Origin of the sequence: Escherichia sp. E4385, from assembly GCF_963883145.1 — a bacterium.
GTDB lineage: Bacteria > Pseudomonadota > Gammaproteobacteria > Enterobacterales > Enterobacteriaceae > Escherichia.
On sequence record NZ_CAWOOJ010000001.1, the window covers coordinates 98,222 to 114,762 of the forward strand.

A 16,541-nucleotide genomic window follows, 5' to 3' on the forward strand; every position below is an offset into this window, starting at 1 on the left:
AACTTAACCGAACTTCACATCGCCGCTTCATTTTTCGCCCGTAGCTTCTTCGCCTGGCTTTCCAGCAACAGGTAACAGATCAGCGCCAGCAGCAGCGGGATAAAGTAATACAGCACACGGTAAGCGAGCAGGGCGGCGATAATTGTGCCTTTGGAGGTATGCTCCCCAGCCAGTAGCGCGATAAACACCGCTTCCAGCACACCAATTCCCGCCGGAATATGCACAATTACCCCGGCAATACTGCTGACCAGCAACACGCCCAGTACAAAGAAATAGTTCACGCTTTGACCAAGTAACAGCCAGATAATCGCTCCCATTACCATCCAGTTAACGCTGGAAATCAGCATCTGGGCGAGGGCGAATTTCCATGAAGGCAGCACCAGCTTTTGCCCTTTGATGGTCATATGGCGGTGCTTCGCGAAAGCGCAAAACCACAAATAAACCGCGATAATCATCAGTAAGCTAATGCCGAGAATACGCAGCGTAGTTTGATCGACATACCAGTGATCCGGCAGTTCCACCACGCCTGCGGTAAAGATAATCCCTGCCAGTAAAATATAGCCCAGCCAGTTGGTGGTAATACTGAGCGAGAAAATTCGTGTAATAGTGCTGCCCGGTAACCCTAGCCGGGAGTACAAACGATAGCGCATACCAATGCCGCCGACCCAGGTACTGAGCGTCAGGTTGAAGGCATAGCAGATAAACGACACCAGCATCACCTGGCGTTTCGCCAGTTTGTGACCGCAGTAAAAGCGGGCGAGCAGGTCATAGCAGCCGTAAATCAGATAACTGATGACCACCAGCCCGACCGCACTGAGCAGCGCAACGCGATTGTAGTCGCGGATGACCTTCCAGACCTCTTCCCAGTCCACCTTTTTGGCGTAGACCACCAGCAACACAATCACCGCGATAAAAAACAGCCAGGTGAGGATCTTCTTTGCTAAGCGCCAGCGCGGATGTGATTTACTCATCAGGGCTTCATCCCCGAACTTTCAGTTTCGACCCGATCCTGCGTTTCCATTGCCGGTTGTGCGGGGGGATCAACTTGCGCCAGATGTGGCGTGTGCGCCGGAAGCCAGCCCACCAGCGCCGGGAAGTGGCGTAAAAAGTGGAACGCCAGCACGCTTTTGGTCAGGTTCCACCAGGTCCGTTTTGGCAGCATACTTTCATCCACTTGCTGGCAATCGGCGGTGATAATGCCGTTAAGATTGTCTCGCAGCGTCTGGTTAAAGTTTCGATCGTGGATGATGACATTTGCTTCGAGATTCAGCGACAAACTGAGCGGGTCGAGATTACTGGAACCCACCGTTGCCCAGTGATCGTCCATCAATGCGACTTTGCCATGTAGCGGGCGGCGGCGGTACTCAAACACCTGAACGCCGCCTTTAACCAGATAGTTATACAGCAAGCGTGCGCCGACTCTGACAATGGGCATATCCGGTTCGCCCTGAATGATCAGTTTGATCCGCACCCCGCGCCGTGCCGCTTTACGTAAGGCGTGTAAAAATCGATAGCCGGGGAAGAAGTAGGCGTTGGCGATAATGACTTCCCGCCGCGCCTGAGTGAGCATTTTCAGATAGTGGCGTTCAATATCATCGCGATGTTCTTCGTTATCGCGCCAGACCAGCAATACCTGCGCTTCTCCCGGCTGGCGGTTTTCTTCCGCTTTATGATGACGTCGCCACCAGCGTCGTGCCGCGCTCTGCCCCGGCAGGTTTTCCAGTTCAAATTGTAGAATATCTTCAACAATCGGCCCTTCGAGGCGTACCGCGTAATCCTGTTTAGCCTCTGGACCGTAGCTGGACATATGCTCAGCGGAGTAATTCAGCCCGCCAATAAAGGCGATACGCGCGTCGATCACCACAATTTTGCGATGCATCCGGCGAAACACATTGGTGCGCATACCAAAAAGGCGAGGGCGGGGATCGTAGTAGCGGAACACCACGCCAGCCGCCGTCAGTTCATTGACAAACTCATCGCTGAGATCCGGCGAACCGTAGCCATCCAGCAAGACTTCCGCTTTTACTCCGCGTTGCGCTGCTGCCAGTAGCGCCGCATGCAGCTGTTTGCCGACGTCATCCTCAAACCAGATAAACGTTTCAAGAATGATGCGCTCTTGCGCTTCGCCAATTGCTTTAAACACCGCGGGATAATATTGCTCGCCATTTTCCAGCAACTGGATCTTATTGCCTTCGCGCCAGCTACATTTCATAAATGAATCTCCGCACTTAAAGGGGCATGATCAGAAAGGTGTCGCCATGTCCGCAGCGGCAACGCGGTTGGCGCGCTGGCGCTGGCATTTTTGACGTAGATCCTGTCCAGTCGTAGTAGAGGAAATTGCACCGGAAACGTGCGCGCCGGGCGTCTGTGGGCGCGGGTAAAAATCTCATCCAGTCCGGCCTGCACTTTTAACGGATGATTAGCTTTTTGCCGCCAGTCGTTGAAATCACCCGCTACCAATACCGGTTCGCCGTCCGGCAGCTCATTCACCCATTCGGCGAGCATCGCAATCTGCGCCTGACGGTGCGCCTCACGCAGGCCCAAATGTACGCACATCACATGAATCGCTTTCCCGGTCATCGGCGGAACAATGCGGCAGTAGAGCACGCCGCGCTTTTCCGCACCATCGACCGAAACATCACGATTCTCATAATGTTCAATGGGATAGCGTGACAGTATGGCGTTGCCGTGATGCCCTTCCGGATACACAGCATTGCGACCGTAGGCAAAATCGCTCCACATGGTGTCGGCGAGAAACTCGTAGTGCGAGGTATCGGGCCAGTTTTCCACATGCAGCGGATGAACTTCGTGCGCGCCCATCACTTCCTGCAGGCAAACTATATCGGCGCTGACGGTGCGCACCGCGTCGCGAAGTTCCGGCAAAATGAAGCGTCGGTTAAACGCGGTAAAGCCTTTGTGAATATTGATGGTGAGTACCTTGAACGAAAAGTGTTGTGTTTGATCGGGCATAATTTTCCCGTTTTGGCCTCTTATCTCATTGAAATAGTGTAGTCGGCGTCACAAAAAGGTGCGGTCTTACGGAATTTTCCGTAAAGTTCGGTACTCTGAGTAAGTAGAGATAAATTCTTCAGGAGAGAAGCCATGAAGTGGCAACAACGTGTTCGTGTCGCAACTGGCCTAAGTTGCTGGCAGATTATGTTGCATTTACTGGTAGTGGCGCTGCTGGTGGTGGGCTGGATGAGTAAAACTCTGGTTCACGTCGGCGTGGGATTATGCGTGCTGTATTGTGTCACTGTGGTAATGATGCTGGTGTTTCAGCGTCACCCCGAGCAACGCTGGCGTGAGGTGGCGGATGTGCTGGAAGAGCTGACCACCACCTGGTATTTTGGCGCGGCGCTGATTGTGCTGTGGCTGCTGTCCCGCGTACTGGAAAATAACTATTTGTTGGCCGTTGCCGGGCTGGCAATCCTTGCCGGCCCGGCGGTAGTGTCGTTACTGGCGAAAGATAAGAAGTTACATCACCTTACGTCTAAACATCGCGTACGCCGCTGACCCTGTCGTGGCCGTTATCACCAGTAGCGGCCACAAACTGTTCCACACAATATCCAGACTCGCATCCTTCAAATAAATCTGCTTGGTAATGTCCGTAAAGTGGCGAATAGGGTTAATCCACGTCAGGTTTTGCAGCCATACTGGCATGTTCTCCACCGGCGAAACGTAACCGGAAAGCAGAATGGCGGGCATCATAAAGACGAACACGCCGATAAACGCCTGCTGTTGCGTTGAACAAAGTGATGAAATCAACAGACCGAATCCCACCAGCGATAAACCGTAAATCACCATCGTAAAGTAAAACAGCGCCAGCGATCCGGCGAAGGGGATTTGATACGCCCAGATACCAATCGCCAGCACAATGGTGGCCTGGAAGGTGGCGACAATTAATGCCGGTACGGCTTTGCCGATAAAGATCTGCCATGTGGTGAGCGGAGAAACCAGTAGCTGATCGAGCGTACCTTGTTCACGTTCGCGGGCGACGGAAAGTGAAGTGACGATCATTACGCCGATAGTGGTGATCATGGCGATCAGCGACGGCACCACAAACCATTTGTAGTCGAGATTCGGGTTATACCAGTTGCGTACTACCAGCTCGCTGTTGTTAGGTTTCGGTTTTCCTTCCAGCAGCTCCTGCTGATAATTTTTGACGATCTGTTGCAGGTAGTTGGCGGCAATTTGCGCACTGTTGGAGTTACGCCCGTCGAGGATCAACTGCAACGGCGCGGTCTGGAAGGTATCCAGTTTGCGCGAGAAGTCAGCCGGGAAACGCACCAGTAGTAACGCCTTTTGTGTGTCGATGGTCGGGCGGATCTCCTGTGGGCTTTTCAGCAGCAGCACATGGGTAAAGGCGCTGGCGCGGGCAAAACGTTGAGTAAGTTCTACCGAGTGCTCGCCGTTATCTTCATCGTAGATGGCGATGGTGGCGTTGGTCACTTCCAGCGTGGCGGCGAACGGGAACAGGATCACCTGAATCAGCACGGGTAAAATCAGAATCGCACGGGTTTGCGGTTCGCGCAGCAGCGACTGTAACTCTTTGCGGATTAACGTCCATAAGCGATGAAACATGCTCTTCTCCCTAATCCAGCCGACGTTTGGTTTTCAGCCATGTCAGGCCGATAAACATCACCGCCGAAGCGATCAAAAACAGCACGTTCACCACCAGCACCACTGGAATATTCCCGGCGAGGAACAGGCTTTGCAGGGTGCTGACGAAATAACGTGCGGGGATAATGTACGTCACCGCGCGGATCACCGCGGGCATACTGTCTATCTGAAATATAAAGCCGGAAAGCATAATCGACGGCAGGAACGCGGCGTTCAGGGCGACCTGAGCGGCGTTGAACTGGTTGCGGGTAATCGTTGAAATCAGCAGCCCCATCCCCAGGGTACTGAGTAAAAACAGGCTGGAGATAAAAAACAGAATCAGCAGCGAACCGCGATACGGCACGCCGAGAATAAACACCGACACCAGCATACACAGCAACATCGCCAGCATACCGAGGAAGTAATAAGGGATCAGCTTACACAGCAGCAGTTCCGTGCGGGTAATCTCCGTAGAGAGCAAAGCCTCCATGGTGCCGCGTTCCCATTCTCGCGCCACTACCAACGAGGTGAGAATCGCGCCGATGACCGTCATGATAATGGTCACCGCACCGGGGATAATAAAGTGCTGGCTTATCGCCGCCGGGTTAAACCAGTAGCGGGTTTGTACATCAATAAGCGGTTCAAAAGTCTGCCCGTTATCCTCCGCTCGCTGCATTTGCCAGATCTGCCAGATCCCTTCGACATACCCCTGCACAAAGTTGGCGGTATTCGGCTCACTGCCGTCGGTGATCACCTGAATCGGTGCGGTGGCGTTGGCGCGCTCCATCTGTTCGGCAAAATCCACCGGAATAACCACCAGACCACGAATTTTTCCCGCCTGCATTTTGGCGATCAGTTCCTGACGGTTATCGCTGATGGTGGCGTCGATGTAGGGCGAACCGGTCATGGCGTGGGTGAAATCCAGCGCCGCTTCGCTACGCTGTTCCAGTAAAATCCCGACGCGCAGCTTGCTGGAGTCGAGGTTAATGCCGTATCCAAAAATAAACAGCAGTAGCAGTGGGATCACTACCGCAATCAGCCAGCTACTCGGATCGCGAACGATCTGCCGCGTCTCTTTGACGCACAGCGCCCGCACGCGACGCCAGGAAAGGATCGGATTACTCATTGCCATGCTCCTTATCCCAGTCGTGGATCAGCTGAATAAAGGCTTGCTCCATGGTGGGATCGGGTTGCTCATCGTTAGCCGACTGTGCTTTCAAATCGTCCGGCGTGCCGCTGGCGATTAATTTCCCACGGTACACCAAGCCGATGCGGTCGCAATATTCTGCTTCATCCATAAAGTGGGTGGTGACCATCACCGTGACGCCTTTTTCTACCATGCTGTTGATATGCAGCCAAAATTCACGGCGGGTGAGGGGATCAACGCCGGAAGTCGGTTCGTCGAGAAACAGAATGTCCGGTTCATGCATCAGCGAACAGGCCAGCGCCAGTCGCTGTTTAAAACCTAATGGCAGTTCATCGGTGGCATGTGAGGCGATACTTTTCAGGCCAAATGCCTCGCTCATGCGGGAGATTTTTTCGTTCTGCGCCCGACCGCGTAAGCCATACACACCAGAAAAAAAACGTAAATTCTGTTCGACCGTCAGGTTGCCGTAGAGCGAAAACTTTTGCGCCATATAGCCGAGATGCTGGCGCGCTTTACCTGAACTCTCTTTCAGATCCATCCCCAGCACCAGCGCCTGACCAGAGGTCGGCACCAGCAAACCGCACATCATCTTAAAGGTGGTTGATTTACCCGCGCCGTTTGGCCCGAGCAAACCAAAAATCTCCCCACGTTTAACGGCAAAGTTGACGTGATCGGTGGCGGCAAAATCACCAAATTTCTTGGTCAGTTCTTTCGCTTCGATCACCGTCTCGCCAGGTGTGCCTTCCACCGTATGTAATATTGCGCCCAGCGGCGATTCCGAGGTTCCGGCACCGCCCAGCAAATCAATAAACGCATCTTCAAAGCGGGGCGTGGTTGGGTTGATGTCGATTTCCGGCATCCCGTCGGCATGGCGAATATCGTCTGGCGTGGCCTCTTTTTTGAGGATCAGGCGTACCGATTTCCCCTGAATCATGCCGTCGCTGACCTGTGGCAGTTTCAAGGCGCGTTGTAGCAGTTTGCGGTTGCCCTCGTGCGGGCTGGTCATCAGAAAGCTGCGTCCGGCCATGGTTTGCGTCAGGGCCGTCGGTTCTCCCTGATACAGCAACTCGCCTTCGTTCATCAGTAACACGTCACGGCACTGCTCGGCTTCGTCGAGATACGAGGTGCTCCAGAGGATTAACATCCCTTCGCCCGCCAGCTCATGCACCATCTGCCACAGTTCGCGCCGTGAGATAGGGTCAACGCCGACGCCGGGCTCATCGAGCAGCAACACTTTCGGTTCGCCCACCAGGGTACAGGCCAGGCCGAGTTTTTGCTTCATCCCGCCGGAGAGCTTGCCCGCCAGGCGCCCGGTAAACGGGCCAAGAGACGTAAACTCCAGCAGACGAGCAAAAGTCTGTTTACGTGCTTCACCGGTGACGCTGCGCAAATCCGCGTACAGATTGAGGTTCTCCATCACCGTCAGATCTTCATACAGGCCGAATTTCTGCGGCATATAGCCGAGAACGGCGTGCAGCGCAGCGTCGTTTTTGATCGGATCAAAGCCAATCACCGTGGCGCTGCCGCTGTCGGGTTTCAGTAATCCCGCCAGCATCCGCATCAGCGTGGTTTTGCCCGCACCGTCCGGCCCCACCAGCCCCGTCACATAACCGGCATGAATGGTACAATCGAGCGGCGCGACGGCGGGCTTTTCCATGCCCGGAAAGCGTTTTTCCAGGCCGTTCAGTGTGATAACGGCATCATTCATGTCCTGCCTCGTTACCGAATTGTACCGTCACCGGCATTCCCTGGCGTAACGCATCATCGGCGTCGGTCACCACAATACGCAGGCGATAGACGAGGTCGGTACGCAGATCCGGCGTTTCGACGGTTTTCGGCGTAAATTCAGCGGTTGGCGAGACAAAGCCAATTTGTCCGTGATAGGGCTTATTCGGGCGACCATCGGTATAAAGCAGCACTTTGCGCCCCGGCTGGGCCTGGTCAAGATTACGTTCATCAACATAGGCGCGCACCCACACCGGACGCGTTAGTGAAACGGTAAACACTGTGCCACCTTCATTGAGCACCGTGCCAGGCTCTACCGCGCGGGTTAACAGCGTGCCATCAGACGGTGCTACCAGCGTTGAGTCCTGTAAATTCAGTTCCGCCTGCGCCAGTTGCGCCTGTGCCTGTTCGAGGCTGGCTTTTGCCTGGGCGATGTCCTGTTCACGGTTACCGGAACGGTACTGACGCAATTTATCCTGTGCTGATTTCAGCGTGGCTTGCGCCTGGTCGCGCGAGGAGCGGGCATTTTCCAGGTCATTTGCCGAAATGGTGCGGCTTTTCCACAATCCTTGCTGACGGGCATAGAAGTTCTGCGCATAGTCATAAGCGGCCTGTGCCTGTTTTACAGCGGCGGCAGCCTGAGCGATTTCTTCATCGCGATACCCGGCAAGCATCAGGTCATACTGCGCCTGCGCCACCGAAACGCCCGCTTTCGCCTGCATCAGCGCAATCTCATATGGCTTGTGATCCAGCTCGCCCAGCACCTGACCCGCTTTGATCGCATCACCTTCGTCCACCGCCAGCGATTCAACGCGACCACCGACACGGAAGCTCAGATTTACGGTGCGAATATCCACATTGCCATACAGCGTCAGGCCGTTATCCTGGCGACTTTGATACCACCAGTAGCCTCCGGCAATCACGGCGGCAAGTACCACTACCGCCAGTCCAATCACGACAGGTTTTTTCATCACTACAAACTCCTTTGCGATAATCCTTGCAAAATCAGGTCGATATGACAGGTTACCGTCTGGTTAATCAGTTCGGTCTTTTCTTCATCGAACGCGGTCCAGCCGGTACGTAACAGAATCGTTTCTTTGCCGAGACGAAACGCCAGAATCTCGCCGATCAGCGCATGGGTATGGAGGATCATGCGGGTGTCGTTGGCGTCGCAGCCGGTCCAGGCGGCAATCAGGCGTGTCAGGTGGCTGTGTAGCGGGCTAATCACCTGTTCATGCACCAGATGGTAGGCCGCCGTGGGAGAGAGCTGTTCACGGGAGATAAACTTGCTGAGGTTGACGGTGTCATCCTGGGTGAGCAGTTGGATCATGTTCCTGCAGGCGCGAAGGATCAGTTCGCGGATAGCGGCGCGATCCGGCTGTGATTGTGCGAACAAGCGTTCGGCTTCCTCGGCGTGCGGACGGAACTGCTCGCCAATAAAATCGGCAATCCACTGGGCGCAGGCGAGGTACAAATCTTCTTTCGAACCGAAGTAATAGGTAATGGCAGCGATATTCTGCCCGGCCTGGGCGGCGATATCGCGGGTGGTGGCGTTCATTCCATACTCACCAAACTGTGCCAGTGCCGCAGCAATCAGCTGTTTTTTCGCCTGTTCACCTTTGGTTGTCATGGCAGGACTATTCATAGCACAGCCCATTCTTAATCAAATGATTGATTAAGATTATGACTCATTTTTAGCGTTGTCCAGTATGGCCAGGAATTTTAGCAACGCCAGTCACAGGGATAATTTATGCGCTGCGTCACAAAAACTGCTACACTCCGCTCCCTCATGACATTGTGGTTTTTGTCATTTTCCTTTTCAGTATCTCCCTGAAAACTACACCGGTAACGGTCGGGGCGGTTCGGAGTAGTTATGTCTTTCGATTCTTTGGGTTTAAGCCCTGATATCCTGCGCGCCGTTGCCGAGCAAGGTTACCGTGAACCCACCCCTATTCAGCAGCAGGCGATCCCTGCGGTGCTGGAAGGCCGCGACCTGATGGCCAGTGCCCAGACCGGCACGGGCAAAACAGCGGGCTTTACGTTGCCGCTACTACAACACCTGATTTCCCGCGAGCCGCACGCCAAAGGGCGTCGTCCGGTTCGTGCGCTCATTCTTACCCCGACCCGTGAACTGGCGGCGCAGATTGGCGAAAACGTCCGTGATTACAGCAAATACCTGAACATTCGTTCGCTGGTGGTGTTTGGTGGTGTGAGCATTAACCCGCAGATGATGAAACTGCGTGGCGGCGTTGATGTGCTGGTGGCAACACCGGGGCGTTTGCTGGACCTGGAACATCAGAATGCGGTGAAGCTGGACCAGATAGAAATCCTCGTCCTCGATGAAGCTGACCGCATGCTCGACATGGGCTTTATCCACGATATTCGTCGCGTGTTAACAAAACTGCCAGCGAAGCGCCAGAACCTGCTGTTCTCCGCCACTTTCTCTGACGACATTAAAGCGCTGGCAGAAAAGCTGCTACACAACCCGCTGGAAATCGAAGTGGCACGCCGCAATACCGCTTCTGATCAGGTGACCCAGCACGTTCACTTTGTCGATAAGAAACGCAAACGCGAATTGCTGTCGCATATGATTGGTAAAGGGAACTGGCAGCAGGTGCTGGTGTTTACCCGTACCAAACATGGCGCTAACCATCTGGCGGAACAGCTTAATAAAGATGGCATCCGTAGTGCGGCGATCCACGGTAATAAATCGCAAGGTGCGCGTACTCGTGCGCTGGCCGATTTTAAATCGGGCGATATTCGTGTACTGGTGGCAACTGACATCGCTGCGCGCGGTCTGGATATCGAAGAGTTGCCGCACGTCGTCAACTATGAACTGCCAAACGTACCGGAAGATTATGTCCACCGTATCGGGCGTACCGGTCGCGCGGCAGCTACTGGTGAAGCGTTGTCGCTGGTATGTGTTGATGAACACAAACTGCTGCGTGATATCGAAAAACTGCTGAAAAAAGAGATCCCGCGCATTGCGATTCCGGGCTATGAGCCGGACCCGTCAATCAAAGCGGAACCAATCCAGAATGGTCGCCAGCAACGTGGCGGCGGCGGTCGTGGGCAGGGCGGTGGTCGCAGTCAACAGCAACCTCGCCGTGGGGAAGGTGGCGCAAAATCTGCAAGCGCGAAACCTGCAGAAAAACCCTCTCGTCGCCTCGGCGATGCCAAACCGGCAGGTGAGCAACAACGTCGTCGCCGTCCGCGTAAACCTGCCGCTGCGCAGTAATCTTTTATGCCGGGCTATGCCCGGCATCTTCTCAACAAGTCTCTTTCTACCGCAATTATATCTTGGGCAATTTACGATCAAGGTGCTGCAACTTATTATTAATTGCGCTATCTTTAATTATAAATTGCATGACATATACAAAAAGGTTAGCGCATTATGGCACCAGAAACGATCGATCACTCAACCTTACATAAACTGGTTGAATCTGGCGTAGTGGATGCAGCACACGTTATTGGCACCCAGGGAGGCTGGTCGTTGACCGTGAAATACGGCCACATTGAACGGCCTCTTGCAGCACAACGCAGTCGGCAAATTCGCTTGTTTAAACGGCTGGAAACGGTTGTCAACTACCTTAAAGATGTTGGTATTGCCCGGTTTGAGGTCGACGCCTCTAATTACGACCCGGACGGTCAGAAGAAAACGACCCGACCTGACAGGGCAGAGGCATTAAAACGAGCTCATGAAGCTGCCGCGTATGATGCCTGGTTTCGTGAACAGGTGCAGGCCGCCATTGACGACCCACGTCCGGCACTCTCTCATGAAGAGGCCAGAAGTCTATTTGCTGCCCGTAAAAAAGCCTTGTTGAAGGGGGATTAATGCGTCTGGAATGGAAGCCAATGTCCCTGTCAGACAGGGAGCAAATCATGGAATACATCAGTAAAGATAATCCGCAAGCGGCAATTGCCCTGGATAATCAATTTGAAGCCATTGCGGAACAGGCATGTGAACGCCCGGATATGTACCGGGCCGGACGAGTCGCTGGTACACATGAAGCCGTTGTCAGGCCGCATTATGTGCTTATCTATCAAGTGGAGGGCGATACGCTCTCGGTATTGCGTGTTTTACATACCGCCCTGCAATGGCCGCCAGCGCAATAAGCCTGCGTGCATTGTCTTTTACTACGCAATGATGCTTCTTCTGCTGTGGGAAAATCTCACCTCCAGTAAACGTTATTGCGAGCCGCTTTCCAGAAACAGAAAAACCATTACCCCTGAAAACCGAAAAATGCCACAATATTGGCTGTTTATACAGTATTTCAGGTTTTCTCATGGCATTAACCGCCGCGCTTAAAGCGCAAATCGCCGCCTGGTATAAGGCGCTTCAGGAACAGATCCCCGACTTTATTCCCCGTGCGCCGCAGCGGCAGATGATTGCGGACGTCGCCAAAACGCTGGCCGGAGAAGAAGGGCGGCATCTGGCGATTGAAGCGCCCACCGGCGTTGGGAAAACGCTCTCCTATTTGATTCCCGGCATCGCCATTGCCCGCGAAGAGCAAAAAACGCTGGTGGTGAGTACCGCCAACGTGGCGTTGCAGGATCAGATCTACAGCAAAGATTTACCGCTGCTGAAAAAAATCATTCCCGATCTTAAATTCACTGCCGCTTTTGGGCGTGGGCGCTACGTTTGCCCGCGTAATCTGACGGCGCTCGCCAGCACTGAACCCACGCAACAGGATCTGCTGGCGTTTCTTGACGACGAACTGACGCCAAATAATCAGGAAGAGCAAAAACGTTGTGCGAAGCTGAAGGGCGATCTCGACACTTATAAATGGGACGGTCTGCGCGATCATACTGATATCGCTATAGATGACGATCTCTGGCGTCGTTTGAGTACCGATAAGGCCAGTTGCCTTAACCGCAACTGTTATTACTATCGCGAATGCCCGTTTTTTGTTGCCCGTCGGGAGATTCAGGAAGCGGAAGTGGTGGTGGCAAACCATGCGCTGGTGATGGCGGCGATGGAAAGCGAAGCCGTATTACCTGACCCGAAAAATCTGCTGCTGGTGCTGGACGAAGGTCATCACCTGCCGGATGTGGCGCGAGATGCGCTGGAGATGAGCGCCGAAATCACCGCACCGTGGTATCGGCTACAGCTGGACTTGTTCACCAAACTGGTCGCCACCTGCATGGAACAGTTTCGCCCGAAGACGATCCCACCGCTGGCGATCCCCGAGCGTTTGAATGCGCATTGTGAAGAGTTGTATGAGCTTATCGCCTCGTTAAACAACATTCTCAATCTCTACATGCCTGCCGGGCAGGAGGCAGAGCACCGTTTTGCGATGGGCGAACTGCCTGAGGAAGTGCTGGAGATCTGCCAGCGGCTGGCAAAACTCACCGAGATGCTGCGTGGTCTGGCGGAGTTATTTCTTAACGATTTAAGCGAGAAAACTGGTACTCATGACATTGTGCGTCTGCACCGTTTGATTTTGCAGATGAACCGCGCGCTGGGGATGTTTGAGGCGCAAAGCAAACTCTGGCGGTTGGCTTCGCTGGCGCAATCTTCCGGTGCGCCCGTGACCAAATGGGCGACGCGGGAAGAGCGCGAAGGGCAGCTGCATCTCTGGTTTCACTGCGTGGGAATACGTGTTAGCGATCAACTGGAAAGGCTGCTGTGGCGCAGCATTCCGCACATTATTGTCACCTCCGCGACCTTGCGTTCGCTGAACAGTTTTTCGCGTTTACAGGAGATGAGCGGGCTGAAAGAGAAAGCAGGCGACCGCTTTGTGGCGCTGGATTCTCCCTTCAACCACTGCGAACAGGGCAAAATTGTTATTCCCCGGATGCGCTTTGAGCCTTCCATTGACAACGAAGAACTGCACATTGCTGAAATGGCGGCGTTCTTCCGTGAGCAGGTGGAGAGCAAAAAACATCTCGGTATGTTGGTACTGTTTGCCAGCGGGCGTGCGATGCAGCGGTTTCTCGACTATGTGACGGATTTACGGTTGATGTTGCTGGTGCAGGGCGATCAGCCGCGTTACCGTTTAGTTGAACTGCATCGCAAACGCGTCGCCAACGGTGAGCGCAGCGTACTGGTGGGTTTACAGTCTTTTGCCGAAGGGCTGGATTTGAAAGGCGATCTTCTCAGCCAGGTGCATATCCACAAAATCGCTTTTCCGCCTATTGACAGCCCGGTGGTGATCACCGAAGGAGAATGGCTGAAAAGCCTCAACCGCTATCCGTTTGAGGTGCAAAGCCTGCCGAGCGCCTCGTTTAACCTGATCCAGCAGGTCGGGCGTTTGATCCGAAGCCACAGCTGCTGGGGGGAAGTGGTGATTTACGATAAACGCTTGCTGACCAAAAACTATGGCAAGCGACTACTGGATGCATTACCGGTATTTCCGATTGAGCAACCGGAAGTCCCTGAAGGTATAGTTAAAAAGAAAGAAAAAGCGAAATCCCCACGCCGTCGGCGGCGTTAATGATGTGAGTCAGGTAAGGAGTCGTAAATGGACTATCGCAAAATCATTAAAGAGATCGGGCGCGGGAAAAACCACGCGCGCGATTTAGACCGGGATACTGCGCGCGGTCTGTATGCCCATATGCTCAACGGTGAAGTCCCTGACCTTGAGTTGGGCGGCGTATTGATTGCGCTGCGTATCAAAGGGGAAGGGGAAGCAGAGATGCTCGGCTTTTACGAAGCCATGCAAAATCACACCATCAAGCTGACGCCGCCTGCTGGCAAGCCGATGCCGATTGTCATCCCCAGTTACAACGGCGCGCGTAAACAGGCCAACCTGACGCCGTTGTTGGCGATTCTGCTACACAAACTCGGTTTTCCTGTGGTGGTTCATGGGGTTAGCGAAGATCCAACTCGCGTGCTGACAGAAACCATTTTCGAACTGATGGGTATTACACCAACATTGCACGGCGGGCAGGCGCAGGCGAAGCTCGACGAACATCAACCGGTGTTTATGCCTGTAGGCGCGTTTTGCCCGCCGCTGGAAAAACAACTGGCGATGCGCTGGCGGATGGGCGTGCGTAACAGTGCGCATACCCTGGCGAAACTGGCGACGCCATTTGCCGAAGGTGAGGCACTGCGTCTTTCCAGTGTTTCGCATCCGGAATACATCGGACGCGTCGCGAAGTTCTTTAGCGATATTGGCGGACGAGCGCTACTAATGCATGGTACTGAAGGTGAAGTGTATGCTAATCCGCAACGCTGCCCGCAAATCAATCTCATTGACCGTGAAGGGATGCGGGTGCTGTATGAAAAACAGGACACTGCTGGCAGCGAGCTACTGCCACAAGCCAAAGACCCGGAAACCACGGCGCAGTGGATTGAACGTTGCCTGGCTGGCAACGAACCGATCCCTCAGTCACTAAAAATCCAGATGGCTTGCTGCCTGCTGGCGGCGGGCGAAGTGGCAACCATTAGCGACGGCCTGGCGCGCGTTAATCAGGCATTTTAATTTTTCTCTCCGCCGGATGAGCAATGTCATCCGGCCTTTACCCCACCGCAATATGAAATTCCTGCATCTTTATTGACCTTCCCGCGTCTGGCGCGCAGCATAAAAAAGCAACAGGCATATAACATAAACAGGAGTTAACCATGGAAAGTGGTCATCGCTTTGATGCGCAGACGCTACACCATTTTATTCAGACTGTATTTCGTCAGATGGAGAGCGAGGAACAGGAAGCAAAATTAGTTGCCGATCATTTAATCGCGGCAAATCTGGCTGGGCATGATTCACATGGTATTGGCATGATCCCAAGCTATGTGCATTCCTGGAGGCTGGGTTCTTTGCAAATCAACCATCACGCCAAAATTATCAAAGAGGCGGGGGCTGTGGTCACGCTTGATGGCGATCGCGCATTTGGTCAGGTAGCGGCACACGAAGCGATGGCGCTGGGGATTGAGAAAGCGCGTCAGCACGGCATTGCCGCCGTGGCGCTACATAACTCGCATCATATCGGCCGAATCGGTTATTGGGCGGAACAGTGCGCGGCAGCGGGGTTTGTCTCTATCCACTTTGTTAACGTGGTGGGTATTCCAATGGTTGCACCGTTCCACGGCCGCGACAGCCGCTTTGGCACCAATCCGTTCTGTGTGATTTTCCCACGTAAAGATAATTTCCCGCTGTTGCTTGATTACGCCACCAGTGCCATCGCATTTGGTAAAACTCGCGTCGCCTGGCATAAAGGTGTTCCCGTGCCGCCAGGCTGCCTGATTGATGTTAACGGCGTCCCGACGACAAATCCGGCGGTCATGCAGGAGTCGCCGTTGGGTTCGTTGTTGACCTTTGCTGAACATAAAGGCTACGCGCTGGCGGCGATGTGTGAAATTCTTGGCGGGGCGCTTTCCGGCGGTAAAACGACGCATCAGGAAACGTTACAAACCAGTCCCGATACCATTCTTAACTGCATGACCACTATCATCATCAACCCGGAACTGTTCGGCGCGCCGGATTGTAGTGCGCAGACCGAAGCCTTTGCCGAGTGGGTGAAAGCTTCGCCGCATGATGAAGATAAGCCGATTTTGCTACCGGGTGAGTGGGAAGTGAACACGCGTCGCGAACGGCAGGAGTTGGGGATCCCATTGGATGCGGGAAGCTGGCAGGCCATTTGTGATGCAGCGCGACAGGTTGGTATGTCAGAAGAGACGTTGCAGTCTTTCTGTCAGCAGTTAGCCAGCTAAAAAAAAGCCCGTCCAGTGGCGGACGGGCAAACAAGGGTAATATAGGATCAATGAGGGTTAGAGCATATGCGTCTGTCGGCAAACAGACAGGGAAATACTTGTGCTGGACGTAGCGTAAACGCTTGATCCGGCTTACGAATTACTTATAAATTACCGCGGTACCACTTAATTTATTAGTGTTGGTGGCGGAAGTAATGCTGTATCCACTAGCACCGGCTGCCGCAGCTTTCTCAGCCAGTTTCGCTTCCAGGGCATCGAGGGTGGATGCGCCATCGGCAGAAACTACGCCGATTTTGTTCATGCTCTGTGCCTGGGATGCCGTTACCGGTTCCGCGGCGAACACGCCAAATGACAGAGTTGAAAGAGCCATAGCAGCAACAACAGTATTGATAGTTTTCATAATTAATCTCTCGCAGG

17 protein-coding genes are annotated in these 16,541 nt (G+C 53.8%); 8 read left to right on the forward strand and 9 right to left on the reverse strand.

Translation table 11 applies throughout. The features are described from left to right. Positions 1–14: 14 nt before the first annotated feature. Genes AACS80_RS00505 through AACS80_RS00515 form a run of 3 tightly spaced genes read right to left on the reverse strand, consistent with a single transcriptional unit; the run spans position 15 to position 2,970 of the window. Positions 15–971 carry a lysylphosphatidylglycerol synthase domain-containing protein gene (locus AACS80_RS00505; RefSeq protein WP_135409732.1) on the reverse strand — a complete coding sequence of 319 codons (957 nt, stop codon included), beginning with the start codon at positions 969–971 and terminating at the stop codon, positions 15–17. Then, positions 971–2,212, reverse strand: a complete 1,242-nt coding sequence (gene clsB / locus AACS80_RS00510; protein ID WP_130205109.1) for a cardiolipin synthase ClsB — start codon at positions 2,210–2,212, stop codon at positions 971–973. The genes AACS80_RS00505 and clsB overlap by 1 nt, the downstream gene beginning before the upstream one ends. Continuing rightward, positions 2,209–2,970: an endonuclease/exonuclease/phosphatase family protein gene (locus AACS80_RS00515; RefSeq protein ID WP_135409733.1), complete on the reverse strand. Its 762-nt coding sequence runs from the start codon at positions 2,968–2,970 to the stop codon at positions 2,209–2,211. The genes clsB and AACS80_RS00515 overlap by 4 nt, the downstream gene beginning before the upstream one ends. Positions 2,971–3,102: 132 nt before the next feature. Between AACS80_RS00515 and AACS80_RS00520 the strand changes: the two genes are divergently transcribed. Continuing rightward, on the forward strand, positions 3,103–3,513 hold the full coding sequence (locus AACS80_RS00520) for a YbhQ family protein (protein ID WP_025237330.1): 411 nt from the start codon (positions 3,103–3,105) through the stop codon (positions 3,511–3,513). Here AACS80_RS00520 and AACS80_RS00525 read toward each other — a convergent pair. The 5 genes from AACS80_RS00525 to cecR are packed head-to-tail and all read right to left on the reverse strand — an operon-like array spanning position 3,475 to position 9,116. Next, positions 3,475–4,581: an ABC transporter permease gene (locus AACS80_RS00525; RefSeq protein ID WP_000469031.1), complete on the reverse strand. Its 1,107-nt coding sequence runs from the start codon at positions 4,579–4,581 to the stop codon at positions 3,475–3,477. The two genes, AACS80_RS00520 and AACS80_RS00525, sit on opposite strands and share 39 nt — an antisense overlap. Positions 4,582–4,591: 10 nt before the next feature. After that, on the reverse strand, positions 4,592–5,725 hold the full coding sequence (locus AACS80_RS00530) for an ABC transporter permease (RefSeq protein ID WP_125097825.1): 1,134 nt from the start codon (positions 5,723–5,725) through the stop codon (positions 4,592–4,594). Further along, positions 5,718–7,454 (reverse strand): ATP-binding cassette domain-containing protein, encoded by a 1,737-nt coding sequence (locus AACS80_RS00535; RefSeq protein WP_130205113.1) that lies wholly within the window; start codon positions 7,452–7,454, stop codon positions 5,718–5,720. Before AACS80_RS00535 ends, AACS80_RS00530 begins: the two co-directional genes overlap by 8 nt. After that, on the reverse strand, positions 7,447–8,442 hold the full coding sequence (gene hlyD / locus AACS80_RS00540) for a secretion protein HlyD (protein WP_130205709.1): 996 nt from the start codon (positions 8,440–8,442) through the stop codon (positions 7,447–7,449). The genes AACS80_RS00535 and hlyD overlap by 8 nt, the downstream gene beginning before the upstream one ends. Before the next feature lie 2 nt (positions 8,443–8,444). Then, a complete protein-coding gene (cecR, locus tag AACS80_RS00545) occupies positions 8,445–9,116 on the reverse strand; it encodes a DNA-binding transcriptional regulator CecR (RefSeq protein WP_135409734.1) in 672 nt (223 codons plus the stop codon). Positions 9,117–9,344: 228 nt separating this feature from the next. Between cecR and rhlE the strand changes: the two genes are divergently transcribed. The 7 genes from rhlE to ybiE all read left to right on the forward strand — a co-directional run bounded on the left by rhlE (position 9,345) and on the right by ybiE (position 16,250). Then, positions 9,345–10,709 carry an ATP-dependent RNA helicase RhlE gene (gene rhlE / locus AACS80_RS00550; protein WP_130214883.1) on the forward strand — a complete coding sequence of 455 codons (1,365 nt, stop codon included), beginning with the start codon at positions 9,345–9,347 and terminating at the stop codon, positions 10,707–10,709. 156 nt (positions 10,710–10,865) lie between these two features. Further along, a complete protein-coding gene (locus AACS80_RS00555; protein ID WP_135409735.1) occupies positions 10,866–11,306 on the forward strand; it encodes an antitoxin PaaA2 family protein in 441 nt (146 codons plus the stop codon). After that, on the forward strand, positions 11,306–11,587 hold the full coding sequence (locus AACS80_RS00560; protein WP_130259777.1) for a type II toxin-antitoxin system RelE/ParE family toxin: 282 nt from the start codon (positions 11,306–11,308) through the stop codon (positions 11,585–11,587). The genes AACS80_RS00555 and AACS80_RS00560 overlap by 1 nt, the downstream gene beginning before the upstream one ends. 170 nt (positions 11,588–11,757) lie before the next feature. Then, the gene (gene dinG / locus AACS80_RS00565) at positions 11,758–13,908 is read left to right on the forward strand and encodes an ATP-dependent DNA helicase DinG (protein ID WP_135409736.1); all 2,151 of its coding nucleotides are present in this window, start codon (positions 11,758–11,760) and stop codon (positions 13,906–13,908) included. A 27-nt stretch (positions 13,909–13,935) separates the two neighbouring features. Beyond that, complete coding sequence (gene ybiB, locus AACS80_RS00570; protein WP_135409737.1) at positions 13,936–14,898, forward strand: DNA-binding protein YbiB; 963 nt, start codon at positions 13,936–13,938, stop codon at positions 14,896–14,898. Positions 14,899–15,038: 140 nt separating this feature from the next. Further along, positions 15,039–16,124, forward strand: coding sequence for a hydroxycarboxylate dehydrogenase HcXB (gene hcxB / locus AACS80_RS00575; RefSeq protein WP_135409738.1), 1,086 nt, complete (start codon positions 15,039–15,041; stop codon positions 16,122–16,124). 66 nt (positions 16,125–16,190) lie between these two features. Further along, the gene (gene ybiE, locus AACS80_RS00580) at positions 16,191–16,250 is read left to right on the forward strand and encodes a protein YbiE (protein ID WP_211180490.1); all 60 of its coding nucleotides are present in this window, start codon (positions 16,191–16,193) and stop codon (positions 16,248–16,250) included. 13 nt (positions 16,251–16,263) lie between these two features. Here the strand turns inward: ybiE and ybiJ are convergent, their stop codons facing one another. Continuing rightward, positions 16,264–16,524, reverse strand: a complete 261-nt coding sequence (ybiJ, locus tag AACS80_RS00585) for a DUF1471 family protein YbiJ (protein ID WP_130259773.1) — start codon at positions 16,522–16,524, stop codon at positions 16,264–16,266. Positions 16,525–16,541 lie beyond the last annotated feature (17 nt).

Bases quoted from the DNA above. Each gene is read 5' to 3' on its own strand.
- AACS80_RS00525 (WP_000469031.1), bottom strand. From the start codon at position 4,581: ATGTTTCATCGCTTATGGACGTTAATCCGCAAAGAGTTACAGTCGCTG.
- AACS80_RS00535 (WP_130205113.1), bottom strand. From the start codon at position 7,454: ATGAATGATGCCGTTATCACACTGAACGGCCTGGAAAAACGCTTTCCG.
- ybiJ (WP_130259773.1), bottom strand. From the start codon at position 16,524: ATGAAAACTATCAATACTGTTGTTGCTGCTATGGCTCTTTCAACTCTG.
- AACS80_RS00555 (WP_135409735.1), top strand. From the start codon at position 10,866: ATGGCACCAGAAACGATCGATCACTCAACCTTACATAAACTGGTTGAA.
- AACS80_RS00530 (WP_125097825.1), bottom strand. From the start codon at position 5,725: ATGAGTAATCCGATCCTTTCCTGGCGTCGCGTGCGGGCGCTGTGCGTC.
- hcxB (WP_135409738.1), top strand. From the start codon at position 15,039: ATGGAAAGTGGTCATCGCTTTGATGCGCAGACGCTACACCATTTTATT.
- AACS80_RS00520 (WP_025237330.1), top strand. From the start codon at position 3,103: ATGAAGTGGCAACAACGTGTTCGTGTCGCAACTGGCCTAAGTTGCTGG.
- AACS80_RS00560 (WP_130259777.1), top strand. From the start codon at position 11,306: ATGCGTCTGGAATGGAAGCCAATGTCCCTGTCAGACAGGGAGCAAATC.
- hlyD (WP_130205709.1), bottom strand. From the start codon at position 8,442: ATGAAAAAACCTGTCGTGATTGGACTGGCGGTAGTGGTACTTGCCGCC.
- cecR (WP_135409734.1), bottom strand. From the start codon at position 9,116: ATGAATAGTCCTGCCATGACAACCAAAGGTGAACAGGCGAAAAAACAG.
- AACS80_RS00505 (WP_135409732.1), bottom strand. From the start codon at position 971: ATGAGTAAATCACATCCGCGCTGGCGCTTAGCAAAGAAGATCCTCACC.
- AACS80_RS00515 (WP_135409733.1), bottom strand. From the start codon at position 2,970: ATGCCCGATCAAACACAACACTTTTCGTTCAAGGTACTCACCATCAAT.
- dinG (WP_135409736.1), top strand. From the start codon at position 11,758: ATGGCATTAACCGCCGCGCTTAAAGCGCAAATCGCCGCCTGGTATAAG.
- rhlE (WP_130214883.1), top strand. From the start codon at position 9,345: ATGTCTTTCGATTCTTTGGGTTTAAGCCCTGATATCCTGCGCGCCGTT.
- clsB (WP_130205109.1), bottom strand. From the start codon at position 2,212: ATGAAATGTAGCTGGCGCGAAGGCAATAAGATCCAGTTGCTGGAAAAT.
- ybiB (WP_135409737.1), top strand. From the start codon at position 13,936: ATGGACTATCGCAAAATCATTAAAGAGATCGGGCGCGGGAAAAACCAC.